At 67.1% G+C, this 23445-nt stretch carries 23 protein-coding genes; 10 read left to right on the top strand and 13 right to left on the bottom strand.

The features are described from left to right. Positions 1-3: 3 nt before the first annotated feature. Positions 4-2070: a glycosyltransferase gene (locus tag OU682_RS07865; protein ID WP_268941513.1), complete on the top strand. Its 2067-nt coding sequence runs from the start codon at positions 4-6 to the stop codon at positions 2068-2070. Here OU682_RS07865 and OU682_RS07860 read toward each other — a convergent pair. Further along, a complete protein-coding gene (locus tag OU682_RS07860; RefSeq protein ID WP_268941551.1) occupies positions 2067-4859 on the bottom strand; it encodes a [protein-PII] uridylyltransferase family protein in 2793 nt (930 codons plus the stop codon). The genes OU682_RS07865 and OU682_RS07860 overlap by 4 nt on opposite strands. 197 nt (positions 4860-5056) lie before the next feature. Between OU682_RS07860 and OU682_RS07855 the strand changes: the two genes are divergently transcribed. The 3 genes from OU682_RS07855 (at position 5057) to ilvN (ending at position 8474) form a co-directional block, all read left to right on the top strand. Further along, entirely contained in the window at positions 5057-5896 is an 840-nt protein-coding gene (locus tag OU682_RS07855; RefSeq protein ID WP_268941512.1) for an arginyltransferase, read from the top strand. 145 nt (positions 5897-6041) lie between these two features. After that, positions 6042-7796, top strand: coding sequence for an acetolactate synthase 3 large subunit (locus OU682_RS07850; protein ID WP_268941511.1), 1755 nt, complete (start codon positions 6042-6044; stop codon positions 7794-7796). Between the two features lie 117 nt (positions 7797-7913). Beyond that, complete coding sequence (ilvN, locus tag OU682_RS07845; RefSeq protein WP_268941510.1) at positions 7914-8474, top strand: acetolactate synthase small subunit; 561 nt, start codon at positions 7914-7916, stop codon at positions 8472-8474. Between the two features lie 6 nt (positions 8475-8480). Here the strand turns inward: ilvN and OU682_RS07840 are convergent, their stop codons facing one another. Both OU682_RS07840 and OU682_RS07835 read right to left on the bottom strand, forming a co-directional pair. After that, on the bottom strand, positions 8481-8831 hold the full coding sequence (locus OU682_RS07840; protein WP_268941509.1) for a hypothetical protein: 351 nt from the start codon (positions 8829-8831) through the stop codon (positions 8481-8483). A 297-nt stretch (positions 8832-9128) separates the two neighbouring features. Then, positions 9129-9887 (bottom strand): M48 family metalloprotease, encoded by a 759-nt coding sequence (locus tag OU682_RS07835; RefSeq protein WP_268941508.1) that lies wholly within the window; start codon positions 9885-9887, stop codon positions 9129-9131. A gap of 159 nt (positions 9888-10046) precedes the next feature. On the opposite strand from OU682_RS07835, the gene OU682_RS07830 reads away from it, so the two are divergent. Genes OU682_RS07830 through OU682_RS07820 form a run of 3 tightly spaced genes read left to right on the top strand, consistent with a single transcriptional unit; the run spans position 10047 to position 11629 of the window. Beyond that, on the top strand, positions 10047-10286 hold the full coding sequence (locus OU682_RS07830; protein WP_268941507.1) for a DUF8831 family protein: 240 nt from the start codon (positions 10047-10049) through the stop codon (positions 10284-10286). A 57-nt stretch (positions 10287-10343) separates the two neighbouring features. Beyond that, entirely contained in the window at positions 10344-10916 is a 573-nt protein-coding gene (locus tag OU682_RS07825; protein ID WP_268941506.1) for a nitroreductase family protein, read from the top strand. Next, entirely contained in the window at positions 10913-11629 is a 717-nt protein-coding gene (locus tag OU682_RS07820) for an EI24 domain-containing protein (RefSeq protein ID WP_268941505.1), read from the top strand. Before OU682_RS07825 ends, OU682_RS07820 begins: the two co-directional genes overlap by 4 nt. On the opposite strand, the gene OU682_RS07815 is transcribed toward OU682_RS07820, so the two are convergent. Both OU682_RS07815 and mce read right to left on the bottom strand, forming a co-directional pair. Then, the gene (locus OU682_RS07815; RefSeq protein WP_268941504.1) at positions 11586-11855 is read right to left on the bottom strand and encodes a DUF1467 family protein; all 270 of its coding nucleotides are present in this window, start codon (positions 11853-11855) and stop codon (positions 11586-11588) included. The two genes, OU682_RS07820 and OU682_RS07815, sit on opposite strands and share 44 nt — an antisense overlap. Then, complete coding sequence (gene mce, locus OU682_RS07810) at positions 11855-12259, bottom strand: methylmalonyl-CoA epimerase (RefSeq protein ID WP_268941503.1); 405 nt, start codon at positions 12257-12259, stop codon at positions 11855-11857. Before mce ends, OU682_RS07815 begins: the two co-directional genes overlap by 1 nt. Before the next feature lie 127 nt (positions 12260-12386). Between mce and OU682_RS07805 the strand changes: the two genes are divergently transcribed. Next, positions 12387-13121 (top strand): response regulator, encoded by a 735-nt coding sequence (locus OU682_RS07805; protein WP_371832218.1) that lies wholly within the window; start codon positions 12387-12389, stop codon positions 13119-13121. Here OU682_RS07805 and OU682_RS07800 read toward each other — a convergent pair. From OU682_RS07800 to OU682_RS07765, 8 genes are all read right to left on the bottom strand, one after another. Next, entirely contained in the window at positions 13118-13828 is a 711-nt protein-coding gene (locus OU682_RS07800) for a GNAT family N-acetyltransferase (RefSeq protein ID WP_268941502.1), read from the bottom strand. The two genes, OU682_RS07805 and OU682_RS07800, sit on opposite strands and share 4 nt — an antisense overlap. Positions 13829-13849: 21 nt before the next feature. Beyond that, positions 13850-15028 carry a DUF1501 domain-containing protein gene (locus tag OU682_RS07795; RefSeq protein WP_268941501.1) on the bottom strand — a complete coding sequence of 393 codons (1179 nt, stop codon included), beginning with the start codon at positions 15026-15028 and terminating at the stop codon, positions 13850-13852. Between the two features lie 4 nt (positions 15029-15032). Beyond that, positions 15033-16391 (bottom strand): DUF1800 domain-containing protein, encoded by a 1359-nt coding sequence (locus OU682_RS07790; protein ID WP_268941500.1) that lies wholly within the window; start codon positions 16389-16391, stop codon positions 15033-15035. A 63-nt stretch (positions 16392-16454) separates the two neighbouring features. Next, positions 16455-18230 carry an aspartate--tRNA ligase gene (aspS, locus tag OU682_RS07785; protein ID WP_268941499.1) on the bottom strand — a complete coding sequence of 592 codons (1776 nt, stop codon included), beginning with the start codon at positions 18228-18230 and terminating at the stop codon, positions 16455-16457. 59 nt (positions 18231-18289) lie between these two features. Further along, entirely contained in the window at positions 18290-18733 is a 444-nt protein-coding gene (locus tag OU682_RS07780) for a CPBP family glutamic-type intramembrane protease (RefSeq protein ID WP_268941498.1), read from the bottom strand. A gap of 184 nt (positions 18734-18917) precedes the next feature. After that, on the bottom strand, positions 18918-19676 hold the full coding sequence (locus OU682_RS07775; protein ID WP_268941497.1) for a glycoside hydrolase family 25 protein: 759 nt from the start codon (positions 19674-19676) through the stop codon (positions 18918-18920). Positions 19677-19808: 132 nt separating this feature from the next. Continuing rightward, a complete protein-coding gene (locus OU682_RS07770) occupies positions 19809-20147 on the bottom strand; it encodes a hypothetical protein (RefSeq protein WP_268941496.1) in 339 nt (112 codons plus the stop codon). A gap of 45 nt (positions 20148-20192) precedes the next feature. Beyond that, a complete protein-coding gene (locus OU682_RS07765) occupies positions 20193-21572 on the bottom strand; it encodes an FAD-binding oxidoreductase (protein WP_268941495.1) in 1380 nt (459 codons plus the stop codon). 145 nt (positions 21573-21717) lie between these two features. Here OU682_RS07765 and OU682_RS07760 point away from each other — a divergent pair, with 145 nt between their 5' ends. Together OU682_RS07760 and OU682_RS07755 are read left to right on the top strand one after the other, a co-directional pair. Next, the gene (locus OU682_RS07760) at positions 21718-22611 is read left to right on the top strand and encodes a glycosyltransferase (RefSeq protein ID WP_268941494.1); all 894 of its coding nucleotides are present in this window, start codon (positions 21718-21720) and stop codon (positions 22609-22611) included. Beyond that, positions 22611-23438 carry an NAD-dependent epimerase/dehydratase family protein gene (locus OU682_RS07755; RefSeq protein WP_268941493.1) on the top strand — a complete coding sequence of 276 codons (828 nt, stop codon included), beginning with the start codon at positions 22611-22613 and terminating at the stop codon, positions 23436-23438. Before OU682_RS07760 ends, OU682_RS07755 begins: the two co-directional genes overlap by 1 nt. The last annotated feature ends 7 nt before the right edge of the window (positions 23439-23445 follow it).

Genomic DNA, 23445 nt, shown 5'->3' with positions numbered 1-23445 from the left:
CCCATGGCCAGTCCGCAATCTGCCCTTGTTCCGCCCGCTGACGCAGCCGCGCCGACCATGGCGCCCCGCAACCAGGCGCCACTGGGTCAGTTGCTTCTGGAAGACGGCGCGGTCGATCCCGGCAACCTGCTGAAGGCCAGCGTCATGCGCGGGCGGCAGGACAGCCGCCTGGGCCAGATCCTCCTGACGCATGGCTGGGTCACGCCCGAAGCGCTGCTACGAGCCCTTTGCCGCCAGTGGCGCACGACCGCCCTTGATCCCGCCAGGACGCCCGGCGATCCGCGCCTGATCGATGCCCTGGGCGTGGAATTCTGCCTTGCCAATGCCATCCTGCCCTGGCGGCGCATCGGCGGCGTCACCTGGATCGCCACCGCCCGCCCCGAGGCCTTTGCCGCCCTGATCCCCTCTTTTCCCGCCGGCTTCGGCCAGGTCCGGATGCTTTTGTGCAGCGAGGATCAGGTCCAGGCCGCCGTTCTTGCCGTCCGGCGCATCGCCATGATCCGCCAGGCCGAGATGCGCGTCCCCGCCGCGGAAAGCTGCCGGTCGCGAAACGAGGCACGCACCGGCCGCATTGCCTTGGGTGCCATGGCGGCCCTTGCGCTTGGGCTGTGGCTGGCGCCCGTGCTGGTCCTGTCGGCCCTGACCCTGTGGGCGACGGCTTCGCTGCTGGCGCAAAGCGGGCTGAAGCTGCTGGCTTTCCTGGCCAGCCGCAAGATCGAGGCGGAGGGACGCGCCATGGCCGAGGACCTGGCCAGCGGCAGGACCGCAAGGGCCGAAATGACAGGGCCGCTGCCGGTGATCTCGGTCATGGTGCCGCTGTTTAGGGAAAGCGATGTCGCAGGCAAGCTGGTGGGCCGGTTGTCGCGGCTGGACTACCCGCGCGAACTGACCGACATCCTGCTGGTGATCGAGGCCAGCGACCAGGTGACGCGCAACGCCATTCAAGGCGCTCGCCTGCCGGGCTGGATCCGCGTGGTCGAGGTTCCGAACGGCCCGGTCCAGACCAAGCCCCGCGCCCTGAACTATGCGCTGAACTTCTGCCGCGGCGCAATCATCGGGGTCTGGGATGCCGAGGACCGGCCCGATCCGGACCAGCTTCACAAGGTCGCCCGCCGCTTCCATTTCGCGCCTGCCGAGGTGGCCTGCCTGCAGGGCGCGCTGGATTTCTACAACCCGCGCACCAACTGGCTGGCCCGCTGCTTCACGGTCGAATACGCCGCCTGGTTCCGGGTGATCCTGCCCGGCGTCGCCCGGCTTGGGCTGGTCGTGCCCTTGGGCGGCACCACCCTGTTCTTCCGCCGCGACGCGCTGGAACAGGTCGGTGCCTGGGACGCCTGGAACGTGACCGAGGATGCCGACCTGGGCGTGCGACTTGCCCGCCGCGGTTGGCGGACCGAAATCATCGACACCACCACTGACGAGGAAGCGAACTGCCGCGCCTTGCCCTGGGTCAAGCAGCGGTCGCGCTGGCTGAAGGGCTATGCGATGACCTGGGGCGTCCACATGCGCGATCCCCGGGCCCTGTGGCGGGAACTGGGCGCATGGCGCTTCATCGGCTTCCAGATCCAGTTCCTGGGCAGCCTGTCGCAATACCTGCTGGCCCCCATCCTGTGGAGCTTCTGGCTGCTGAGCCTGGGCCTGCCGCATCCCCTGCGCGAACCCTTGGCGGGGGTCTGGGGCGGCTACGCGATCCCGGCGCTGTTCGGCACCTTCGTCGCCTCGGAACTGCTTTCCATCGGGGTGGGCATGTGGGCCGTGCGCGCCGACAAGCACCGGCACCTGATGTACTGGGTGCCCAGCCTGCACCTGTATTTCCCGCTGGGCTGCCTGGCGGGCTGGAAGGCGATCTACGAAGTCGTGGTCAAGCCGTTCTACTGGGACAAGACCGCGCATGGCATCTATGACGCCGCCGATGCCGCGGTTGCGGTCGCGGTGCCCGAGGGCGCGGTGTTCGTGCCGCTGCTGGGTTCCATCGGCGAACGGCGACCGGATGCGGCACCGGTTGCCCGGGACATCGCGATCGGCGAAGCCCATGCCCCTGCTTCGGTGCCCGCCCGCAAAAGCGCCTAGCCTGCCTCCACCGGCAGGGCCGCGTCGATCAGCGCGGCGGCCTCGGCGCTGAGGGCGCGCAGCCGGTCGGCCAGCTCTGGGATCGATGCGGCGCCGCTTTCGCGCAGCAGGAACTCCTGCCCGCCCAGGCCGATTTCCTCCATGGCCAAGGGCTTGGCCGTCAGAAGCCGCCCCGAGGCATGAAGCCGCCACAGGAACCGCCAGATCGAGGCCAGCCGGTCGGCATCACCCGCGGCGATCAGCCCCGCCCGCCGCCCCGCGCGCAACTGCGCCAGCGTCCCCCGCGCCGGATCGCCCGCCCGCAGCGCCAGGGATTGCGCCAGAAGGTCGATGTCCTGCAGCCGGCCGGGACCTACCTTCGCCTCCCACGCGCCATCCATGGGCTTGGCCCTGAAGATGCGTTCGCGCATGTCGGCCAGATCGGGCATCACCCGCGGGTCGGTGCCGCGCGCCCGCAGCACGGCCAGGCGCAAGGCCTCGACATCACTCGCCAGACCCTCGGCCCCCTTTCCCGCTTGCGCCACGACGCGGGCCCGGCTCAGGGCCAGATGCTCCCAGGTCCAGGCTTCGGTCATCTGATAGCTTTGGAAGCTTTCGATGGCGGTCGCGACCGGCCCCTGCCGCCCCGAGGGGCGCAGCCGCATATCGACCTCGTAAAGCCGCCCCTCGGCCGTCGGGGCGGATGCGGCGGTGATCATCGCCTGCGTCAGCCGCGAATAGTAAGGCCGCGCCCCCAGCGGACGCGGCCCGTCCGAGGCGTCGGTCCCTGCCGCGTCATAGATCACGATCAAGTCCAGATCCGATCCGGCATTCAGCGTGCGCGCGCCCAGCGAACCCATGCCCAGCACCACCGCCCCCCGCCCCGGCGGCGGGCCATGCCTGCGCGCGAAATCGGCGGCGGTGACGGGAAACAGCGCGGCAATGCAGGCATCGGCGATGTCGGCATACTGGCCCGCAGCCTCGTCCGCGTCGATCAACCCGCGCAGGTGGTGGACGCCCACGCGGAAATGCCATTCATGCGCCCAGCGGCGGGCGGCATCCAGGGCTGCCTCGTATCCGCCCCGCGGCCCTGCCAGCGCCGATTGCAACAGCCGGTCCGCATCCGCGCGCAACCCCTGCGGGCCCGGCCAGGGCGAGAAGAAGCTGCCCCCCAGCACCCCATCCAGCACCGCCGGATGGCGCGTCAGATAGGCTGCCAGCCCCGGTGCGCTGCCGCAGATATCGACCAGCAGGTCGATCAGCTGCGGATTGGCCTCGAACAGCGAGAAGATCTGCACGCCGGCGGGCAGGCCGGACAGGAAGGCGTCGAATCGGTTCAGCGCCTCGGGCGGATGGCCGGTGCGGGCCATGCGCGACAGCAGTTCGGGCTCGACACGCTTGAAGATCTGCAGGGCGCGGGCGGATCGCAGGGCGGGATAGGACTGCCAGCGGTCGATGATCGCCTGCGATTCGGCCGAGATCGTCGGACGCTCGACCGCCTCGCCCGGCGCGAAGAAGGATTCGGTCAACTCGTGCACATGCTCCAGCCGCGCTTGCAGGCGGGCGGACCATGCCGTCGCATCGGCCTCGCCCATCATCGCGGCGATCAGGGATACCCCCGAGGCGTCCTTGGGCAGGCTGTGGGTCTGGGCGTCGTTGACCATCTGGATGCGATGCTCGATATCGCGATGTTCGCGGTAATGGTCGATCAACTGCCGCGCGACATCATGGGGAACCCAGCCCTTGCCGGCCAGCGCGGCCAGCCCGCCCACCGTGTCGCGCTGCCGCAGGCCGGGGTCGCGCCCGCCCGCGATCAGCTGGCGGGTCTGAGTGAAGAACTCGATCTCCCGGATGCCGCCGCGGCCCAGCTTCATGTTGTGGCCGGGGATCTCCAGCCGCCCGCCCAGCCCCTTGTGGTCGCGGATGCGCAGGCGCATGTCGTGGGCGTCCTGGATGGCGGCGAAATCGAGGTGCTTGCGCCAGACGAAGGGGCGCAAGTCGCGCAGGAAGCGTTCGCCCGCCGCGATGTCGCCCGCCGCCGCCCGCGCCTTGATGAAGGCCGCGCGTTCCCAGGTCCGCCCTTCGGCCTCGTAATAGGCAAGCGCCGCCGCGGTCGAGATGCAGACCGGCGTGACCGAAGCATCGGGGCGCAGCCGCAGGTCGGTGCGGAACACATAGCCGTGGGCCGTCACCTCGGACAGCATCGCGGCCATCTTGCGGGTGGCCCGGATCAGGGCGGCGCGGGCGTCCTGCTGGTCGCGGTCGTCATAGGCGGTTTCGTCGAACAGCACGATCAGGTCGATATCGGAGCTGTAGTTCAGTTCGCGTGCCCCGCCCTTGCCCATGGCCAGCGCGAAAATCCCCCCCGCATCGGCGCCCGTGTCGGGCAGCTTGCCGCGACGGCGCTCCTGCGCGACATGGACCCGCAGGGCCAGATCGACGGCACGGTCGGCCAAGTCGGACAGCGCGCCGGTGACCTGTTCCAGGGACCAGACGCCGCCCAGATCGGCCAGCGCCGCATGGAGGGCGACGCGCCGCTTGGCCTGCCGCAGGGCAACGGCCAGGTCCTCGGGGCCCAGGTCGTCGAAGCCCGCCGTTTCGCGGGCGACCACATTGTCGGCCTCAAGCGCGCCGGGAAGCCAGGCCGCCTCGCGCTGCAGCAGCCCCGCCAGATAGGGGCTGCAACCCGCCGCCCCGCCGATCAGGGTGGAAAGCGCGGGATCCAGCGTGGGAAACAATGACAGGACATGCCGCGCCCGGTCGGGATCGGCGGCAAGGGGGTGGCGGGTGATGCGGGCGGCGAAATCCATGCCCGGCATGGTTAGACAAAGGTCTGGCCCGGTCAACGCCCCCCTCTCCTGTGTCGGTTCAAGCTTTAATTCTTTCCCCGCTTGGCCTGCCGGCCAATCATTGTTAGGCTTTCGCGCAACTCCACATTTTGGCAGACGGATCCTTTTCAGCGCATGATCAGTTCTGGAACGACACCTCGCCACAAGGGCCGCCGTTGATGCGCCATACCCTTCCCCATGCGCCGCAGTTTTATGTCACTGCCCCGCAGCCCTGCCCCTATTTGCACGGGCGCGCGGAACGCAAGCTGTTCACGGCGCTGCATGGCGACAACGCGGCCGAGCTGAACAACGCCTTGTCCCGCCAAGGCTTCCGGCGGTCGCAGAACGTTCTGTACCGGCCCAGTTGCGAAAGCTGCGTGGCATGCATGTCGGCTCGGATAAGGGTCGCGGATTTCCGGCCCTCTCGCACGCAACGCCGGCTGATGCGCCGCAACATGGGCCTGCGGCGACTTGCCACCAGTGCCTGGGCGACCGAGGAACAGTTCGAGTTGTTCCGGCGCTATCTGGACAGCCGCCATGCCGATGGCGGGATGGCCGACATGGACATCTTCGAATTCGCCGCGATGATCGAGGAAACCCCGGTCAAGACCCGCGTCATCGAATACCGCTGCAGCGCGGACCGCCCCGAACGGCTGGCGCCCGGGGACGAGTTCCTGGCCGCCGTCTGCCTGACCGACGTGCTGGATGACGGCCTCAGCCTTGTCTACAGCTTCTACCACCCGCTCCTGCAGCCGGCGAGCCTGGGGACCTACCTGATCCTCGATCACATCGAGATCGCGCGGACCGCGAAGCTGCCCTATATCTACCTGGGCTACTGGGTGCCTGGCAGCCGCAAGATGGACTACAAGGCGCGCTTTTCGGCGCTGGAGATCTACAAGGGCGGCGTCTGGCAGAATATCGGCGACCCGCTGGACCACTCGAACGAGGCGCATCCCCTGTCGGTCGATCCGATTGTCGAACAGGTGGCAAGGATCGCCCTGCCGCAGTTTGATCGCTGAAAGCTGCGAAAGAAAATTACAAATTTTGCGTGATTGGCGTCATTTTATCCGAGCCAGCCCATTGACCCGGCCCCGCCGCCTCCATAGTTTGCGCCGACGCTGACGGGCGGGGCGCCCATGCAGGCTTGGCTGACGGAGGAAGAAGATGTCCCGAATGATGACGGGTGCGAGAATGGTGATCGAAGCGCTGCGCGATCAGGGCGTCGACACGGTATTCGGCTATCCGGGCGGGGCGGTCCTACCCATCTATGACGAGCTGTTCCAGCAGAACGACATCACCCATGTCCTGGTGCGTCACGAACAGGGCGCGGTCCATATGGCGGAAGGCTATGCGCGCTCGACCGGCAAGCCGGGGGTCGTGCTGGTCACGTCGGGACCGGGCGCGACCAACGCGGTCACCGGGCTGACCGACGCGCTGCTGGATTCGATCCCGCTGGTCGTGCTGTCGGGTCAGGTCCCGACCTTCATGATCGGCACCGACGGCTTCCAGGAAGCCGACACGGTCGGCATCACGCGGCCCTGCACCAAGCACAACTGGCTGGTCAAGGATACCGACAAGCTGGCCGAGACGATCCACAAGGCCTTCCAGGTCGCGACCTCGGGGCGTCCCGGGCCGGTCCTGGTCGATATCCCGAAGGACGTGCAATTCGCGACCGGCACCTATGTCGGTCCCAAGCAGGTCGATCCCGGCCGCTATCAGCCGGTGCGCAAGGGTGACATCAACGCCATTACCCGCCTGGTCGAGCTGATGGAGGCGGCCGAGCGCCCGATCCTTTACACCGGCGGCGGGGTCATCAACTCGGGGCCGGCCGCCAGCCAGTTGCTGCGTGAACTGGCCGATGCGACGGGCTTTCCCGTCACCTCGACCCTGATGGGCCTCGGGGCCTATCCGGCGTCCGGCAGGAACTGGCTGGGAATGCTGGGGATGCACGGGCTTTACGAGGCCAACCTGGCGATGCATGGCTGCGACCTGATGATCAACATCGGCGCGCGCTTCGACGACCGTATCACCGGGCGCACCGCGGATTTCAGCCCGAACTCGATCAAGGCCCATATCGACATCGACCCGTCCAGCATCAACAAGGTCATCCATGTCGATATCCCGATCGTCGGCGATGTCGGCCATGTGCTGGAGGATCTGCTGAAGGTCTGGAAGTCGCGGGGCCGCAAGGTCAACAGTGCTGGGCTGTCGGAATGGTGGCAGCAGATCGAAGGCTGGAAGGCCAAGAACTGCCTCGGCTATCGAAACAGCGACACGATCATCAAGCCGCAATATGCGCTGGAACGGCTGGAAGCGCTGACTAGGGGCCGCGACCGCTACATCGCGACCGAGGTCGGCCAGCATCAGATGTGGGCCGCGCAGTACCTGCATTTCGACCAGCCCAATCGCTGGATGACCTCGGGCGGGTTGGGAACGATGGGCTATGGCCTGCCGGCCAGCATCGGCGTGCAGATGGCCCACCCCGAGGCTCTGGTGATCAACATCGCGGGCGACGCCAGCTGGCTGATGAACATGCAGGAAATGGGCACGGCCGTGCAGTTCCGCCTGCCGGTCAAGCAGTTCATCCTGAACAACGAACGGCTTGGCATGGTCCGCCAGTGGCAGCAGCTTCTGCATGGCGAACGCTACAGCCAGAGCTGGTCGGACAGCCTGCCCGACTTCGTCAAGCTGGCCGAGGCATTCGGCTGCAAGGGCGCGCTGGTCAGGGATCCGAAGGATCTGGACGGCGCGATCCAGCAGATGCTGGATTACGACGGCCCCTTCATCCTGGATGTTCTGGTCGAGAAGCACGAGAACTGCTTCCCGATGATTCCCTCGGGCAAGCCGCATAACGAGATGCTGCTGGGCGAGGCCGCGACCTTCGGCGTGATCGAATCGGAAGGCGCGGTGCTGGTCTGACCTGCCTGCCGGAGCCTGCCGACGGGGCGGCAGGCCCTCGCCGCCGGAAAAGGTCCATTGGCCTTTACCGGGGCGCGGCTCACCCCCGGGATATTCATGCCAGATGAAGGCAGAACGATGAATGCTTTGAACATCCAGAAGGGCGCATCCAGCCATTCGGCCTATGACCTGCGCGACCCGAACGCCCAGAACGAGGAAAGCCATACCCTGGCCGTGCTGGTCGAGAACGAGCCGGGCGTGCTTGCCCGCGTGATCGGGCTGTTTTCGGGGCGCGGCTACAACATCGACAGCCTGACCGTGGCCGAGGTCGATCACACCGGCCATCGGTCGCGCATCACCCTGGTCACGCGCGGAACGCCCTCCGTCATCGCGCAGGTCAAGACGCAGTTGGGCCGGATCGTCCCGGTCCACGAGGTTCACGACCTGACGGTCGAGGGTCCGGCGGTGGAACGCGAACTGGGCCTGTTCAAGGTGCGCGGCCAAGGCGAGAAGCGCGTCGAAGCGCTGCGCATTGCCGAGATCTTCCGCGCCAATGTGGTCGATTCGACGCTGGAAAGCTTTGTCTTCGAACTGGTCGGCACACCGACCAAGCTGGACGCCTTTGCCGACCTGATGCGCCCCCTGGGGCTCAGCGATCTGGCCCGCACCGGCGTCGCAGCCCTGTCGCGCGGGATCTGACCTGCGTCAGCTTGCGGCGGCCGTCCTCAGTTCAGGAGCACCCGCAAGCTGGTCCTTCACCTCGGGGTGAGGGGTCGAGGCGACGATGCGAAGATGCGGCTCGGCCGGTGGCACGCTGGCACGCAGCAGGTCGGGAAGATGGGCGTATTCCTGTTCCGACAGCAGGGTGACGCGACGGGCGTTGCGCAGCGTGCCGACAACATCGCTTTCCAGTTCCACAAGATCACCCGGTTGAGGCCAATAGGCCGATCCGGCAAGATTCTCGCGACCCTGCAGATAGGCCAAGGCTGCCTGATCCTCGCACCAGATCACCGCCTTTTCCTTTTCCACGCTACTCCACACAACCACGCCGATCATTCCGCAACTCCAAACGGACGCCCCCCGGCATCGCGCACCACGTCAAAGCCACAATGCAATTTATGTACAAGGTAATAGCTACAAAAACAGATTTGCGCCAATAGGCTAGTGTTTTTTCCACGGTCTAGGACAGACTGCGACATTTGGTTCCAGCAGTCACCAAAAAATTGCGCAACTTGCTGTTCGAAAGAAATATTTTTTAACCAATATGGATTACGCAAGCAGAAGCCCCGGTTTTCGAGGCTCGATCACGAGCAAAATCGTGATATTTTTGTCCCAGGTATAACCTTCTTGCGCCTAGCGGACGCGCCCGCTGACCACGTCATCGACCGCGCGACGAACCTGATCCAGACGCGCCGCGCGTGACGGATGGGTGCCCAGGACGTGATCGCCCGGATCGGGGATGCGCTCGAAGAATCGCGAGCCGTTGATCGGATCGAAGCCCGCATTCATCGTCATGATCGCGCCCAGGTAATCGGCCTGGAGTTCCCAGTCCCGCGAATAATAGCGCGACCCGACCTGGGCGCCGATGCGTTGCGCAGTCTCGATCGCGTCCTGGTCATTGCCGTAAACCGACGCGATGCTGCCCAGGATCACTGCCCCAGCCGTCGCCGCGCCCGCCTTGCGGTCGAGGTGGTTCAGGACATGGTGGCTGGCCTCGTGGCCCACGACAAAGGCGATCTCGTCACCGTTGCGGGCCAGCGCAATCAGCGACAGGGTGAAGCCGATGATCGGGCGGCCCGTCGCGTCGATGGTCTGGAAGGCGTTCGGTTCCTGCCCCGGTCGGTCGTCCACGACGAACTGGAAGTCGCAGTTGATGGGCTGCGTTCGGCGCTGCAGGCATTCGCGTTCGACCGCTGGCTCCATCCGGCGCATGACGGTCACGAACATGCGGGCGGTCGATTGCGGGCTGCCGTCATTGGTCAGGACGGGCGCGGGTTCCGGCGCGGCATAGGGGCCGGTCGGCGAGGGTAAGGGCGCCTGCTCCATCGGCATGGGCGCGCAGGCCGCCATGCCCAGAAGCCCCGCACCCAGTATCGCCGCGACCTGCTTCATTATCCCGCCTCTTGTCCCGGTGCCGCATCTTGGACGTGATGCGGTCGTTTCCTTTGCTGACGCCGATCTTATCCTGTCAACAAAAGCGGCGCAAACCCTGCCCGCTTGCCCAAGGGCCCACATCACGCGAATGTCGGCTGGAAACAAGGGAGTTTAGCGATGTTCACCATCGAGCACGATTTCGACGCCACCGTCATCACCCTGATCGACGAGGTCGAGCCCGAAACCGGCCCCCTGAACGAGGATGTCGTGATCCTGTCCTTCGACGACCGCGTGGTGATCGAGCAGGTCGGGCCGGATGACGAGGTGATGCGCATCACCCTCTCAATGCACCAACTGACCGAATTGCGGCTGGCGCTGAACCTGCCCGAAGGCAACTACCGGATCGAGCGCGGCTAGGCGCTTGCTTGCGCGGGACGCCGGTTTGGGAAAGAACGGGCGCGGAAGGAGACTGCCATGACCTATCGCAACGACGCCGCGCTGGACTTCCTGTCGACCCGCCGGTCGCATCCCCCGAAGATGCTGCGCGAACCCGCCCCCGACCGGGCCGAGATCCTGCGCCTGCTGACCATCGCCGCGCGCAGCCCCGATCACGGCAAGCTGGAGCCCTGGCGATTCGTGGTGCTGGAACGGGCGGCGCTTGACCGGCTGGCGCCGATCCTGCGCGACCAGGTGCTGGCCGCGGGCCAGGATCAGGCGGCGGCGGACAAGGCGGCCTCGGCCTTCGCCTCGCCCGTGATCGTGGCGGTCGTATCGGCGCCGGTTGCCAGCGACAAGGTGCCTGGCTGGGAACAGTTCCTTTCGGCGGGCGCGGTCTGCCTGGGGCTGGTGAATGCGGCGCTGGCCTCGGGTTGGGGCGCGGCCTGGCTGACGGGGCCCGCGGTGCTGGACGAGACCTTCGGGCGCACCCACCTGGGCCTGTCGGAAAACGAGCGCATCGTCGGGCTTGTCCACCTGGGCAGCCGGGGCGAGACGCCGCCCGAACGCCCGCGCCCCGATGTCGCGTCCAAGACAAGCTGGCTGGAATGATCGTTCTTCGCGCCCTCAGCCTGGGCTGGCTGGACCTGCTGCGCCCGCGCATCCTGCGGCTGGCGCTGATGGGCGTCGGACTGACAATCCTGCTGTTCGTCCTGCTGCAATCGGCGCTGTTCTGGGCGGTCCGCAGCTTCGTTCCGGGCGACCTCTCGTTGCCCTGGATTGGCACGCTGGACGTGGGATCGGCGCTGTCCTGGGGATCGCTGGCGCTGTTCCCGCTGATGGGCTTCTTCCTGATGGCGCCCGTGGCTGCCGGCTTTGCCGGGCTGTTCGCCGAACATGTCGCCGACGCGGTCGAGGAGATCCATTATCCCGCCCGGCGCGGCACATCGCTGGATTTCCTGGACGGGCTGCTGGAATCGCTTGCCGTCGTGCTGGCCGTCCTGGCCGTGGCCGTGCTGTCACTGGTGCTGACGCCCTTCCTGGGCCCCTTGGCGCCGGTGCTGTTGTTCGGGGCGAACGGCTGGCTGCTGGGGCGGGAGTTCTTCCAGATGGCCGCGCGCCGTCACCTGGACGAACCGCAGGCCACCGCCCTGCGCAAGGCGAACGGCGCCCGCGTGACGCTGGCCGGCGTTCTGGTCGCGATCGCCCTGGTCATCCCCTTCGTGAACATCGCCGTGCCGCTGTTGTCGGCAGCGGCCTTCACGCATCTGTTCCACCTGATCAGCGGATCAGCCGGTCAAGGTTCGCGATATCCTCGCGGGTGACGAAGCCGCCCAGGATGACAAAGGCGATGACCGCCCAGATTACCGCGGCGATGGCCGTGGCCCAGATCAGCTTGCGCTTCAACTGCAGGTCGGCGGGGGCGCCCGCGGGGGTGCCCGGCACGATCTCGCCCGCGTCCTGCTGGCTGCGCTGGCCGATCATCACCACGACGAACAGGGTCAGGAACCACAGGACGGCGTAAAGGACGATTCCTCCGGTCAGATTCATCAGACCTGCTCCAGTTCGATCAGGCAGCCGTTGAAATCCTTGGGATGGAGAAACAGCACCGGCTTGCCATGCGCGCCAATCCTGGGCTCGCCGTTGCCCAGGACGCGCGCGCCCTCGGCCTTCAGCCGGTCGCGGGCGGCCAGGATATCCTCGACCTCGAAGCACATGTGATGGATCCCGCCTGACGGGTTCTTGTCCAGGAACCCCTTGATGGGGCTGTCATCGCCCAAGGGATAAAGCAGTTCGATCTTGGTGTTCGGCAGCTCGATGAAGACCACCGTGACCCCGTGGTCGGGCTCGTCCTGGGGCGCACCCACCCTGGCGCCAAGCGTATTGGCATATTGGGCCGAGGCCGCGGCAAGGTCGGGAACCGCGATGGCGACGTGGTTGAGTCGTCCGATCATCATTTCCTCCGTTTTCCGCGCTTCTAGGGCCTTCGCACGCCCGGCGAAAGGAAAACCCGGCGGCGTTAACCGCTTCTTAGCGAATCGGCCGCTAACTGGAATGGCGACATCGGTAGGGACAACTGACATGCAGAACGACATTGCGTCCGACGTGGTCGAAGCTTTGCCCATGTGGCGGGCCTCGTCGCCGAACCGCCCGCTGGCCGGGCTGACGGTCCTGGTGGTGGAAGATTCGCGCTTCGCGAGCGAGGCCGTGCGGCTGTTGTGCCTGCGGTCGGGCGCGCGGATTCGGCGCGCCGATTGCCTGCGCTCCGCCGCGCGGCACCTGCAGACCTATCGCCCGGCGGTGGTCATCGTGGACCTGGGGCTGCCTGATGGCGACGGCGCCGGGCTGATCCGCCAGATCGCCACGACGGAACCGCGCGTGCCGGTGCTGCTGGGCATCTCGGGCGATCCCGGGCTGGCGGATGTGGCGCTGTCTGCGGGGGCCGATGGCTTCCTGGCCAAGCCGATCGAAAGCCTGGCCTTGTTCCAGCAGACGATCCTCTCGGCCCTGCCGGTCGAGGCGCGGGGCCGCGGCCTGCGCATCCTGCCCGATGAGGTGATCCAGCCCGATCCTTCGGGGCTGCGCGACGACCTGGCCCATGTGGCCGAGATCCTGGCCAGCGCCCAGGATACGACGGCGGTCGATTACATCGCGCATTTCCTGGCAGGCATTGCCCGCTCGGCCCATGATCCGGTGCTGGAGGCCGCGGCCACTGCCCTTCAACGCGACCGCGATGCGGGCCATGCCCTGGCAAGCGATCTGGCGCGGATCAGCGGGCTGGTGCAGGAGCGCCTGGCCAAGGTGGCAAGCCTCTAGCCGCCGCCGCGCCCCGGCAGGGCCTTGCAGGTCAGGTCGGACAGGCTGCTGCGCTGCCGGCCGCCGGCATCGAAATTCGCATCGTCCAGCCAAGCGGCATAGGCGGGCGCCAGCGCCCGCCAATCATTGTCGATGATCGAGAACCAAGCCGTATCGCGGTTCTGCCCCTTGACGATCATGTGGTTGCGGAAGGTCCCCTCATAGGTGAACCCCAACCGAAGCGCCGCCCGGCGGGAGGGACCATTCAGGGCATTGCATTTCCACTCGACCCGCCGATAGCCGTGCTCAAAGGCCCAGGAAATCATCGCCATCAGCGCGGCACTCGCGGTCCGGCTCCGCTGCAGGGACGGCGTCAGCATGATATGCCCGATCTCGATCACGCCATTGGCCGTGTCGATCCGCAGGAAGGATGCATGGCCGGCCGCTTGCCTTGTTTGCGGGTCCAGGATTGCGAGGAAGACCGGATCCGACGAAGCCTCAGCCTGCGCGACCCATGCGTGGTGTTCGCTGCGGGACTGGAAAGGGCCATAGGGCAGCCAGGTCCACAGCCCGTCATGGCCCGCCTGCGTGTCGAACAGGTCGGCGGCGTGCCGATCAGCCGACACGGGCTGCAGGATGTCGCTGCGGATCGGCTGCGCCGCCGGGCTTGGCGGCGGCACGAAATCCGACAAGGGCGCGTCGGTCCCGATGGGGCTGGCAGTCGTCATTCCGCACCTGTTCTTCGAGCATCACGCCAGAATGCGCGGATTCTCTCCCATGTCGAGGCCAGGGAACACGCTGCGCTCCAGGACATCGGGCGGAATGTCGAACAGGTCGCGCAGCGCCCAGGCGGCATGGGCGCGGATGTCGCGCAGGGGCATCAGGTCGCGCCCGGCGTAAAGCTCTCCCTCGCCCAAGCCCGGCCAGCCGCCAATGGCGCGCCCGCCCCGGATATTGCCGCCCGCGACCAGCATCGCGCCCCCCGTGCCGTGATCCGTCCCGCCGGTCCCGTTCTCTCGCACGGTGCGGCCGAATTCGGTCATCGCCAGCACCGTTGTCCGCGACCAGTTCGCACCCAGGTCGCCGCGCAGGGTCAGGATGGCGGCGCTCAGGCGCTGCAGCGCGCGGTCGATGATCTGGGGCTGGCGCGCATGGCTGTCCCAGCCCGAGATCGAGAAGGTGGCGATCCGCGTCTCGCCGTTCAGGCGACCGGCGGCAAACCGCGCCAGGGCCTGCGCCTCGCGGGTTGGGCCGGCCTCGGTCTCGATCTTGTCCAGGCCCTCGTTGATGATCTCGATCGCCTGCTCGCCCGCGGGGCGGAACAGCGGATCGTCATGCCAGACGTGGGTCAGCAGCCGCTGACCCTGCGCGGAAAGACGAAAGCGCGTCTGCGGCGCCCAGCTTTTGGCGGGCGCCGCCCCGTCCAGGATGCGCATGTCGTCAAGGCCCACCGAATAGGCGGTTTCCGACTGCACGCCCGGCATGCCCTGCAACAAGCGGTTCAACCAGCCGTCGCGCTGCCGCTTCGCCTCAAGATCGGTGCCTGTCCCCGCTTCCAGCATGTCCTGGCCGTCGAAATGGCTGCGCTTGTCGCGATAGGGGGTGGACACGGCAGGGGCAAAGGCCAACTCGCCCGCGCGCCAGAGGGGCATCAGGCCCGCCAGAGAGGGATGGAGCGCGAAAAAGCCGTCCAGGTCATGCGCGCCCACATCGGGTCCCGCCGACAGCGTCTTGCGCAGCTTTCGCAGGGCCGGGTCGCCATAGGGTTGGAACACGTCCAAGCCGTCCATCGCGCCCCGCAGGATGATGACGACCAGGCGGTTTTCACCCGGCGCCGTCGCAAAGGCGATCGAGGACAGCATTGGATGCGCGGCGGCCGAACAACCGATCAGGGCGCTGGATTTCAGGAACAGGCGACGGGACAGCATCGTGTCATCTCCGGTTGAAATCGGGCGAGGCAAGGATCACGGCCATTCCCTCGGTCGGACTTTCGGCCTTGGGCACCGCCCAGCGAAGCGCCTCGGAGGCGCTGTCGCCAAGGGCGGCCTGCAGGAAGGCGCGCGGGTCGGGCAGATCCGGCCGCAGCTTCGGCAGCATCCGCATGGCCCAGTCGATTCGGCCTGCCAGACCCTGGGCCGTGGTCCAGGCCCCCGCATCCTCGGGCCAGCCGTCGGGCCCGCGCGGCAGGCCCCATTGCTGGCCCATGACGAACATGCCGTTCATCAGCAGCCTCTGGAAATCGGGCTGCTCCAGGGCCATGACGTCCTGGTGGCCAAAGCCGCAGCCCCGCAGCGCCGCCACGACATAGTCGAAAGGCTGGCGCACCTTCTGGCGGAAGCAGTCGCGCAGTTCCGGGGCCTCGGCCAGCACCAGATACAGTGTCGGCAGGTCGCCGCCGCTGCCCTGAAAGGCCCGAGCCAGCCGCTGGACCAGCGCATCGGGGGGCGTGTCGGACACGAAATGCACCGCCAGCTTGCGCGCGATATGGCGGGCAGTCGCCTCGTGGGCGGCCAGATCCCCGATCACGGCGCGGGTCGCGCCCAGGTCCCTGCCCCGCTGATAGGTCTTGCCCAGCACCGTGAACGGCCCCGGCTCGGCCCGGTTCGGTGCGAAGATGCCGACCGCGTCGTGGTTGGGCCGGAAGGTCAGCCCCGTCAGCAGCAGCGCCAGTTGCCGCACGTCGCGCTGCGCATAGCCGGAGCCTGCGCCCAGGCTGTGCAGCTCGATCATCTCGCGGGCAAGGTTCTCGTTCACGCCCACCTTGCCGGGCCTGCGCCGCCCGGCAGGAGAGTTCGGTCCGGCCGAGGTGATCTGGTCCAGATACATGATCATCCGGGGATGCGTTTCGGCCGCGAACATCAGGTCCGCGAACCGGCCCATCAGATGCGGGCGGATCGCCTCGTCCACGAAGGCCGCGCTGGCCACCATGTTGAACGGGCCGTCGCTGGTCACGGTGAAATGGTCGGCCCAGAACTGGACCAGGCGTTCGCCAAAGCCCCCGGCATCGCCCACCGCACGCCCCACGCGGATCTGCGCCGCCCGGACGCCCAGGCTGTGGGCCTTGTCGCGCATGGCCTTGATCTGGGCCTCGTTGGCCTGCGGGTTCCTGGCGCTCAGTTCCGAAAAGCGCGACCGAAGGGGCAGATGGTCGCGAGCCATCGAAAAGGCGTCCGCGTCTGGCGCGGCGTCATGGACAGATTCCACAAGCGCGGCCGGGCCGGCGAGCGGCGGTGACAGGGGCGACAGGCCATAGCCCAGCCTGATCGCCGCAAGTTCGGGATATGCCAGCATTCGCGCCCCCTTGCCGTGTGAATTTCCTGCACAAAGCTAGGCACGGGGGGCGGGAATGTCAGATCACTCTTTCGGCAGGACGCGCAGGCGCAACTCGCGCAACTGTTCGTTGGCGGGCTCCGAAGGGGCGCCCATCATCAGGTCCTCGGCCCGCTGGTTCATCGGGAACATGATGACCTGGCGGATGTTCACCTCGTCCGCCAGCAGCATCACGATCCGGTCGATGCCGGCCGCGCAGCCCCCGTGGGGCGGCGCGCCATAGCGGAAGGCCTTGACCATGCCGCCGAAGCGCTTTTCGACCTCGTCATGGCCATAGCCGGCCAGTTCAAAGGCCTTGAACATGATGTCGGGCTTGTGGTTGCGGATCGCGCCGCTGATCAGCTCGTAACCGTTGCAGGCGAGGTCGTACTGGTAGCCCTTGACCGCCAGGGGATCGCCGTTCAGCGCGTCCAGCCCGCCCTGCGGCATCGAGAACGGGTTGTGGCTGAAGTCGATCCGGCCTTCGTCGTTTTTCTCGTACATCGGGAAATCGACGATCCAGGCGAACTTGAACTGGTTTTCCTGGGTCAGGCCAAGCTCGCGCCCGATCTCGTTGCGGGCGCGGCCCGCGACGGCCTCGAACTGCTCGGGGCGGCCGCCAAGGAAGAAGACGGCGTCGCCCTCGCCCAGGCCAAGCTGGGTGCGGATCGCCTCGGTGGGCTCGTGGCCAAGCGCCTTGGCGATCGGGCCCGCGGCCTCGGTCGAGCCATCCTCGGCCTTGCGCCAGAAGATGTAGCCCATGCCCGGCAGGCCCTCGCGCTGCGCGAAGGCGTTCATGCGGTCGGCAAACTTGCGGCTGCCGCCGGTCGGCGCGGGAATGGCGCGGACTTCGGTGCCTTCCTGCTCCAGGAGCTTGGCGAAGATGCCGAAGCCCGAGCCGCGGAAGTGGTCGGAAACCACCTGCATCTCGATGGGGTTGCGCAGGTCGGGCTTGTCGCTGCCATATTTCAGCAGCGCCTCGGCATAGGGGATGCGCGGCCAGTCGGCATCGACCGGGCGGCCGTTGCCGAATTCCTCGAACAGGCCCTGGATGACCGGCTGGATCGCCGCGAAGACATCCTCCTGATCGACAAACGACATCTCCAGGTCCAGCTGGTAGAAGTCCGTCGGGCTGCGGTCGGCGCGGGGATCCTCGTCGCGGAAGCAGGGGGCGATCTGGAAATACTTGTCGAAGCCCGCGACCATGATCAGCTGCTTGAACTGCTGGGGGGCTTGCGGCAGCGCATAGAACTTGCCCGGATGCAGCCGTGAGGGCACCAGGAAGTCCCGCGCGCCTTCGGGGGAGGACGCCGTGATGATCGGCGTCTGGAATTCGGTGAAACCCTGGTCCCACATGCGGTTGCGGATCGACCGGATCACCTGCGACCGCAGCATGATGTTGTTGTGCAGCGACTCGCGGCGCAGATCCAGGAAGCGATAGGCGAGACGCGTTTCCTCGGGATATTCCTGATCGCCGAAGACCGGCAGGGGCAGCTCGTCTGACGCGCCAAGCACCTCCAGGTCGGTCGCATAGACCTCGATCTCTCCGGTGGGCAGCTTGGCGTTGACCAGGGACGCATCGCGCAGCTTCACGCGGCCATCGATGCGGATCACGGTTTCCGCGCGCAGCTTGTCCATGGCGGCAAAGGCCGGGCTATCGCTGTCGGCCAGCACCTGCGTCATGCCGTAGTGGTCGCGCAAGTCCACGAACAGAACGCCGCCATGGTCGCGGACCCGGTGGACCCAGCCTGACAGGCGGATGGTTTCCCCGGCATGTGCGGCAGTCAGATCGCCGCAGGTATGGCTGCGATAGGCGTGCATGGTCGTTCCCCGAATAATCCGCCCCGCATCAAGCGCGGCGGGGGCGGGAAGTCAACCGGTCAGAACGGGCGCACCACGTTGCCGGTATAGAAATAGGCGCCCATGCCGACGGTAAACAGGATGTTCCCGGCAACCGCGTGCAGCATCCAGGCGGCGGGAAATCCGTGGCGCAGATAGGCGCGGGCAAAGATCCAGCCGCCCACGAAGGTCATGACCGCCACGACCGAGGACCAGTACATCAGGTGCGCGAAGGAAAAGATCGCGGCGTTGATGGCGATGGCGCCCTGCCCCGAAGGCAGCAGCGACGCATAGCGGTGAAAGAACAGCGGCCGGAAGATCAGCTCCTGCGGCAGGGCGGACAGGATCGGATAGAACACCCAGATCAGCGGCAGCATCCCCGACCGCAGCATGGCGAACAGCCGTTCGGGATAGGTGACATACAGGATCGCCGTCCCGGCCAGCAGGGTCGCGAAAGACAGGCCCAGGACCTCCAGCCAGGGCATCCTTGTCCACCCCCGGACCAGTGTCCGCCAGTAAAACCGCCGGTGCGCCACAACAGCAGCAGGCCCGCGACGGAAAAGACCGCCAGAGCCGCAAACAGGTGGCGGCCCGGCATGAACAGCGCAATCGCCAGCGGCGCCCCGATATAAAGCGCCGCGAACTCGACCCCCAGCCAGAACCGGGGTCTTACCGTGTCAGTCGGGCTTGCAACCATCGCACCCAGTCCGCGCGGCTTCCGGCGAAGGCGTTCAGGTCGGTATTGCCCCGAATGCCCGGAACGATGCCGGTCCCGGTATATTGCCAGAAGGCCCAACGCTGCCCGGGATAGGGAACGCTGGGGTGATTGGCGACGGAGCGCAGCCAGAATTCCGCCCGCATGTCGCCCAGGCGGTTGTCACGGTAGAAATCGACGGTCGTATAGATGATCGGCCGCTGACCGTAATGACGCCCGACGATCTCCATGAAGATCGCGGCTTCGCGCTTGATCTCATAGGATGGGGGACGGCGCGGGCAGGTCTTGGAATGGGTCCATTCCAGGTCGATCACCGGCGGCAGCGACCCGATTTCCCGCGGCACCTGCTGGATGAACCAGCGCGCCTGTTCAGCGCCCGTGCGGCAGAAATAGAAATAGTGATAGGCCCCGCGCGGAATGCGGGCCGCCGCGGCCTCGCGCCAATAGCGGTGGAAGCTGGGGTCGTAGTGATCGCCCCCTTCGGTCGCCTTGATGAAGGCAAAGCTGATGCCGGCGCTGCGCACGCGGTTCCAGTCGATATCTCCCTGCCAGCGCGACACGTCGATGCCGTGGACCGCATGGCCATAGGGGCCGCGCCCCCCCCAGTCATGCGGCGCCGAATCGCCCAGTTGCGGGTTCGCCCCCGGGCCCGGCGCCTGACGATAGCCGCCCCGTTCAGGGGTGCGCGCGCAGGCAACGGCCAATACCAACATCAAACCAAGCAATAGCTTAGGAAAAAGTCTCATCCTGCCCTCGTGGCGTCCTGAACCGGATCTTGTTCTGACAGGCTTATCGCAAAGCCGTGAGACAAAGTCACCGGTTCGTGACGGTCACGAGTGCGTCAGTCAGTTCGCCTCCTGACCGGCGGGCGGGGCGTCCTGGGTGGCGGGAGGAGCGCTCTCGGTCGCGGGGGCAGCCTCGGTGCCGCGGACCTCTCCCTCCTCCATCTGCGGGGTGCCCTCGGGCGAGACCAGTGGGGGCGCGGTGCCGTCGGTGCCTTCCGCATTGGTGATGGGCGCGTCGGCGGGCGGAGGCGTCGTCGCGATCCCTTCGTTCTGCTCCTCCGCTCCGGGGCGGAACACAAGGAAGGCCACGAAAGCCGCGATCAGGACAATGGCAAGAGCGGTCAGCGCGGGCACATGGCGCCGCGCCGAACGCTGCGGGTTATTGTCGTTATGGGACATGGGGTTTCTCCGGTAAGCTTAGCAAGCCAACTGCCGAAGATTGGCCTAGTTCCTGTCCGGCACCAGCTTTCCCGGGTTCAGGATGTCATTGGGATCCAGCGCCGCCTTGATCTGGCCCATCAGTTGCCATCCCTCGCCGTGCTGGGCCGCCATCAGGCCGCGCTTGCCGATGCCGATGCCATGCTCGCCGGTGATCGTTCCGCCCACGGCCAGCGCGCGCTCGGCCATGCGGGTGGCGACGCGCTTGGCCGCCGCGATCTCGTCCGTGCTGGCCGGATCGACCAGCAGCAGCGAATGGAAGTTGCCGTCGCCCACATGGCCCAGGATGGGACCGATCAGCCCTTCCGCCGCAATGTCCTCGGCCGCGGCGTGAACGGCGGCAGGCAGATGCGACATCGGCACGCAGACATCGGTGATCAGCCCCGCGGCACCGGGCCGCAGCGCCAGGCAGGCGTGATAGGCGCCATGCCGCATCCGCCATAGCCGGGCGCGATCCTCGGCGGTGGTGGCCCAGTCGAAACCCTGGGCGCCGAACTCGGCCGCGATCTCGCCGAAGCGGGCGGCATCCTCCCGCACGGCGCCGAGGCTGCCGTGGAACTCGATCATCAGGTGCGGCTGTTCGGGCATGGCGCTGCCGGAATGGAGGTTGAAGGCCCGCGCGGATGCCGCATCGACGAATTCGATCCGCGCCATGGGAATGCCCGACTGGATCGTGGCGCTGACGCATTCGACGGCGCTGTCCAGGCTATCAAAGGCACAGACGGCGGCCGCCACCTCTTCGGGCTGGCCATGCAGGCGCAGGGTCAGTTCGGTGATGACGCCCAGCGTGCCCTCGGCTCCGACGAACAGCCCGGTCAGGTCGTAGCCGGCGCTGGATTTCGCCGCCCGGGTGCCCGTGCGGATGATCCGCCCGTCGGCCAGAACCACCTGCAAGGCCAGCACATTGTCGCGCATCGTGCCATACCTGACGGCGGTCGTCCCGCTGGCCCGCGTCGAGGCCATCCCGCCAAGCGAGGCATTGGCCCCCGGATCGACCGGAAAGAACAGCCCCGTCGCGCGCAGCTCCGTGTTCAGCGCCTCTCGCGTGACGCCCGGCTGGACAGAGGCCTGCATGTCCTCGGCCCGGATCTCGACCACCTTGTCCATCCGCGACAGGTCAAGGGAAAGGCCGCCGCGAACCGGCAGCGCGTGCCCCTCCAGCGAGGTGCCGGTTCCCCAAGGGATCACCGGCACGCGGGCCTCGTTGCAGGCCGACAGGATCGCGGCCACCTCCTCGGCGCTGTCGGGCCAGGCGACCGCGTCGGGCGGGGCCGAGCGGTGAAAGCTTTCCGACTGCGCATGGTGGTTGCGGTCCGCTTCAGTCTCGGACAGGCGTGTTCCCAGGATGCCACGCAGGCGGTCGGAAAGGTCGGTGGGCAGGCTCATGATCGTTCCCTTGCTTGTTACGGGCAGGTTAGCCTGGGGATGAACCATGGCAAAGTTCGTTGCGTTCTGTCATCTACGGTTCACGAAAATGCCATAACGTCGCCAAGATCGCCGCCAGACTTCTTTGGACTGCCCAGGATACCCGATGGACACCACCCGGATCTCGCCGCTGTACCGAACCGCACCCCGTGGCACAGGTCGCGCCTTGCCCGATGGCCTGCAGGCTGAAACCTCAGCCAAATCCGACCATGCCTATGTCACGCTGGTCACCAATCCCGACTACCTGCCGGGGACCGAGGCCCTGCTGCGTTCGCTGAAGCTGACGGGAACGCGCGCCGACCTGGTGGTCATGCATCGCGGGCTTGGCCCCGCCCATCTGGCGCGGCTGCGCGTCCATGGCGCCCGGCTGATCGCGGCCGACCTGCTGCCCACCAGCGAAACCTTCGACCGCACCCATGCCCGCGACGCGCTGCACGCCCGCGCGGCCTTCACCCGCGGCGGCAAGCCCGACTTCCACACGCCCCTGGACAATTTCGTCAAGCTGCGGCTGTGGCAGCTGGATTACGACCGCTGCGTCTTCATCGACGCCGATGCGGTCGTGCTGCGCTCGGTCGAAAAGCTGTTCGAACTGCCGGAATTCTGCGCCGCGCCCAATGTCTATGATGGGCTGGACGGCTTCCACCGCATGAACTCGGGCGTGTTCACCGCGCGTCCCGACATCCGCACCTTCAAGGCGATGATGACGCACCTGGACCGGCCGGGCGTCTTCTGGCGGCGGACCGACCAGACCTTCCTGCAGGACTATTTCCCCGACTGGCACGGGCTGTCGATCCATCACAACATGCTGCAGTACGTCTGGATCAACATGCCGGAACTGTGGAGCTGGGAGGACATCCGCATCCTGCATTTCCAGTATGAAAAGCCCTGGCAGGATCATGACAAGGCCCATCTGCTGCGCCCGCTGATCGATCTGTGGCGCGCCATCGCGGAAGGCCAGCCGGTCCCCGACCTCGCAGCCCAGGCTTGCCCGGCCGCCTGATGCGCATCGCCCTGACAGGCGCATCGGGCATCGTCGGCAGCTTCGTGCTGCGGGCCGCGCAAGCCGCGGGCCACCAGGTGACCCGCCTCGATCGCGGCACGGGCTTTCGCCTGGGCGATGCCCCCGACCTGTCCGGCCATGACGCGCTGATCCACTGCGCCTTTGCCCATGCCCCCGGCCGCTATCGCGGGGGAGAGGGCGACGATCCGGACGGCTTCCTGCGCCTGAACGGCGACGGCACCCGGCGGCTCTTCGATGCCGCGTTGCGCGACGGGGTGGGCGGGATCGTCTTCCTGTCCTCTCGCGCGGTCCATGACGGCTATCCGCCCGGAACCGTCTTGCCGGACGACCTGCCTGCCCGGCCCGCCAACCTTTACAGCCGGGTCAAGGCCGACGCCGAGGCCTATCTTGCAGGCCTGCCTGTCAAAGGCACCGCGATCCGCGCAACAGGGGTCTATGGCTTGCCCGACAAATGGCACGACCTGTTCGGCGATTACCTGGCGGGCCGCCCCATCCCGCCCCGCATCGCGACCGAGGTTCATGGCGACGACCTGGCCGCCGCGATCCTGCTGCTGCTGTCCCAGCCAGACCCGCCCCCGCAGGTGAACTGCAGCGATCTGGTTTTGGATCGCCACGACCTGCTGGCAGCGGTCCAGGCCCTGACAGGCAGCCCGCACCCCCTGCCCCTTCGCGCCAACCCGGCACCCCTGCGCGTCCAGGACTGCGCCCGACTGCACGCGATGGGCTGGCATCCCGGCGGCATGGCAAGACTGCGCGCCACCCTGCCCTTGTTGCTTTCTTCTTCAGAAAAATATCCTCGGGGGTAGGACGCCC

This window comes from Paracoccus benzoatiresistens (assembly GCF_026913015.1).
Taxonomy (GTDB): Bacteria; Pseudomonadota; Alphaproteobacteria; order Rhodobacterales; family Rhodobacteraceae; genus Paracoccus; species Paracoccus benzoatiresistens.
This window is presented reverse-complemented; position numbering and strand designations above follow the sequence as displayed.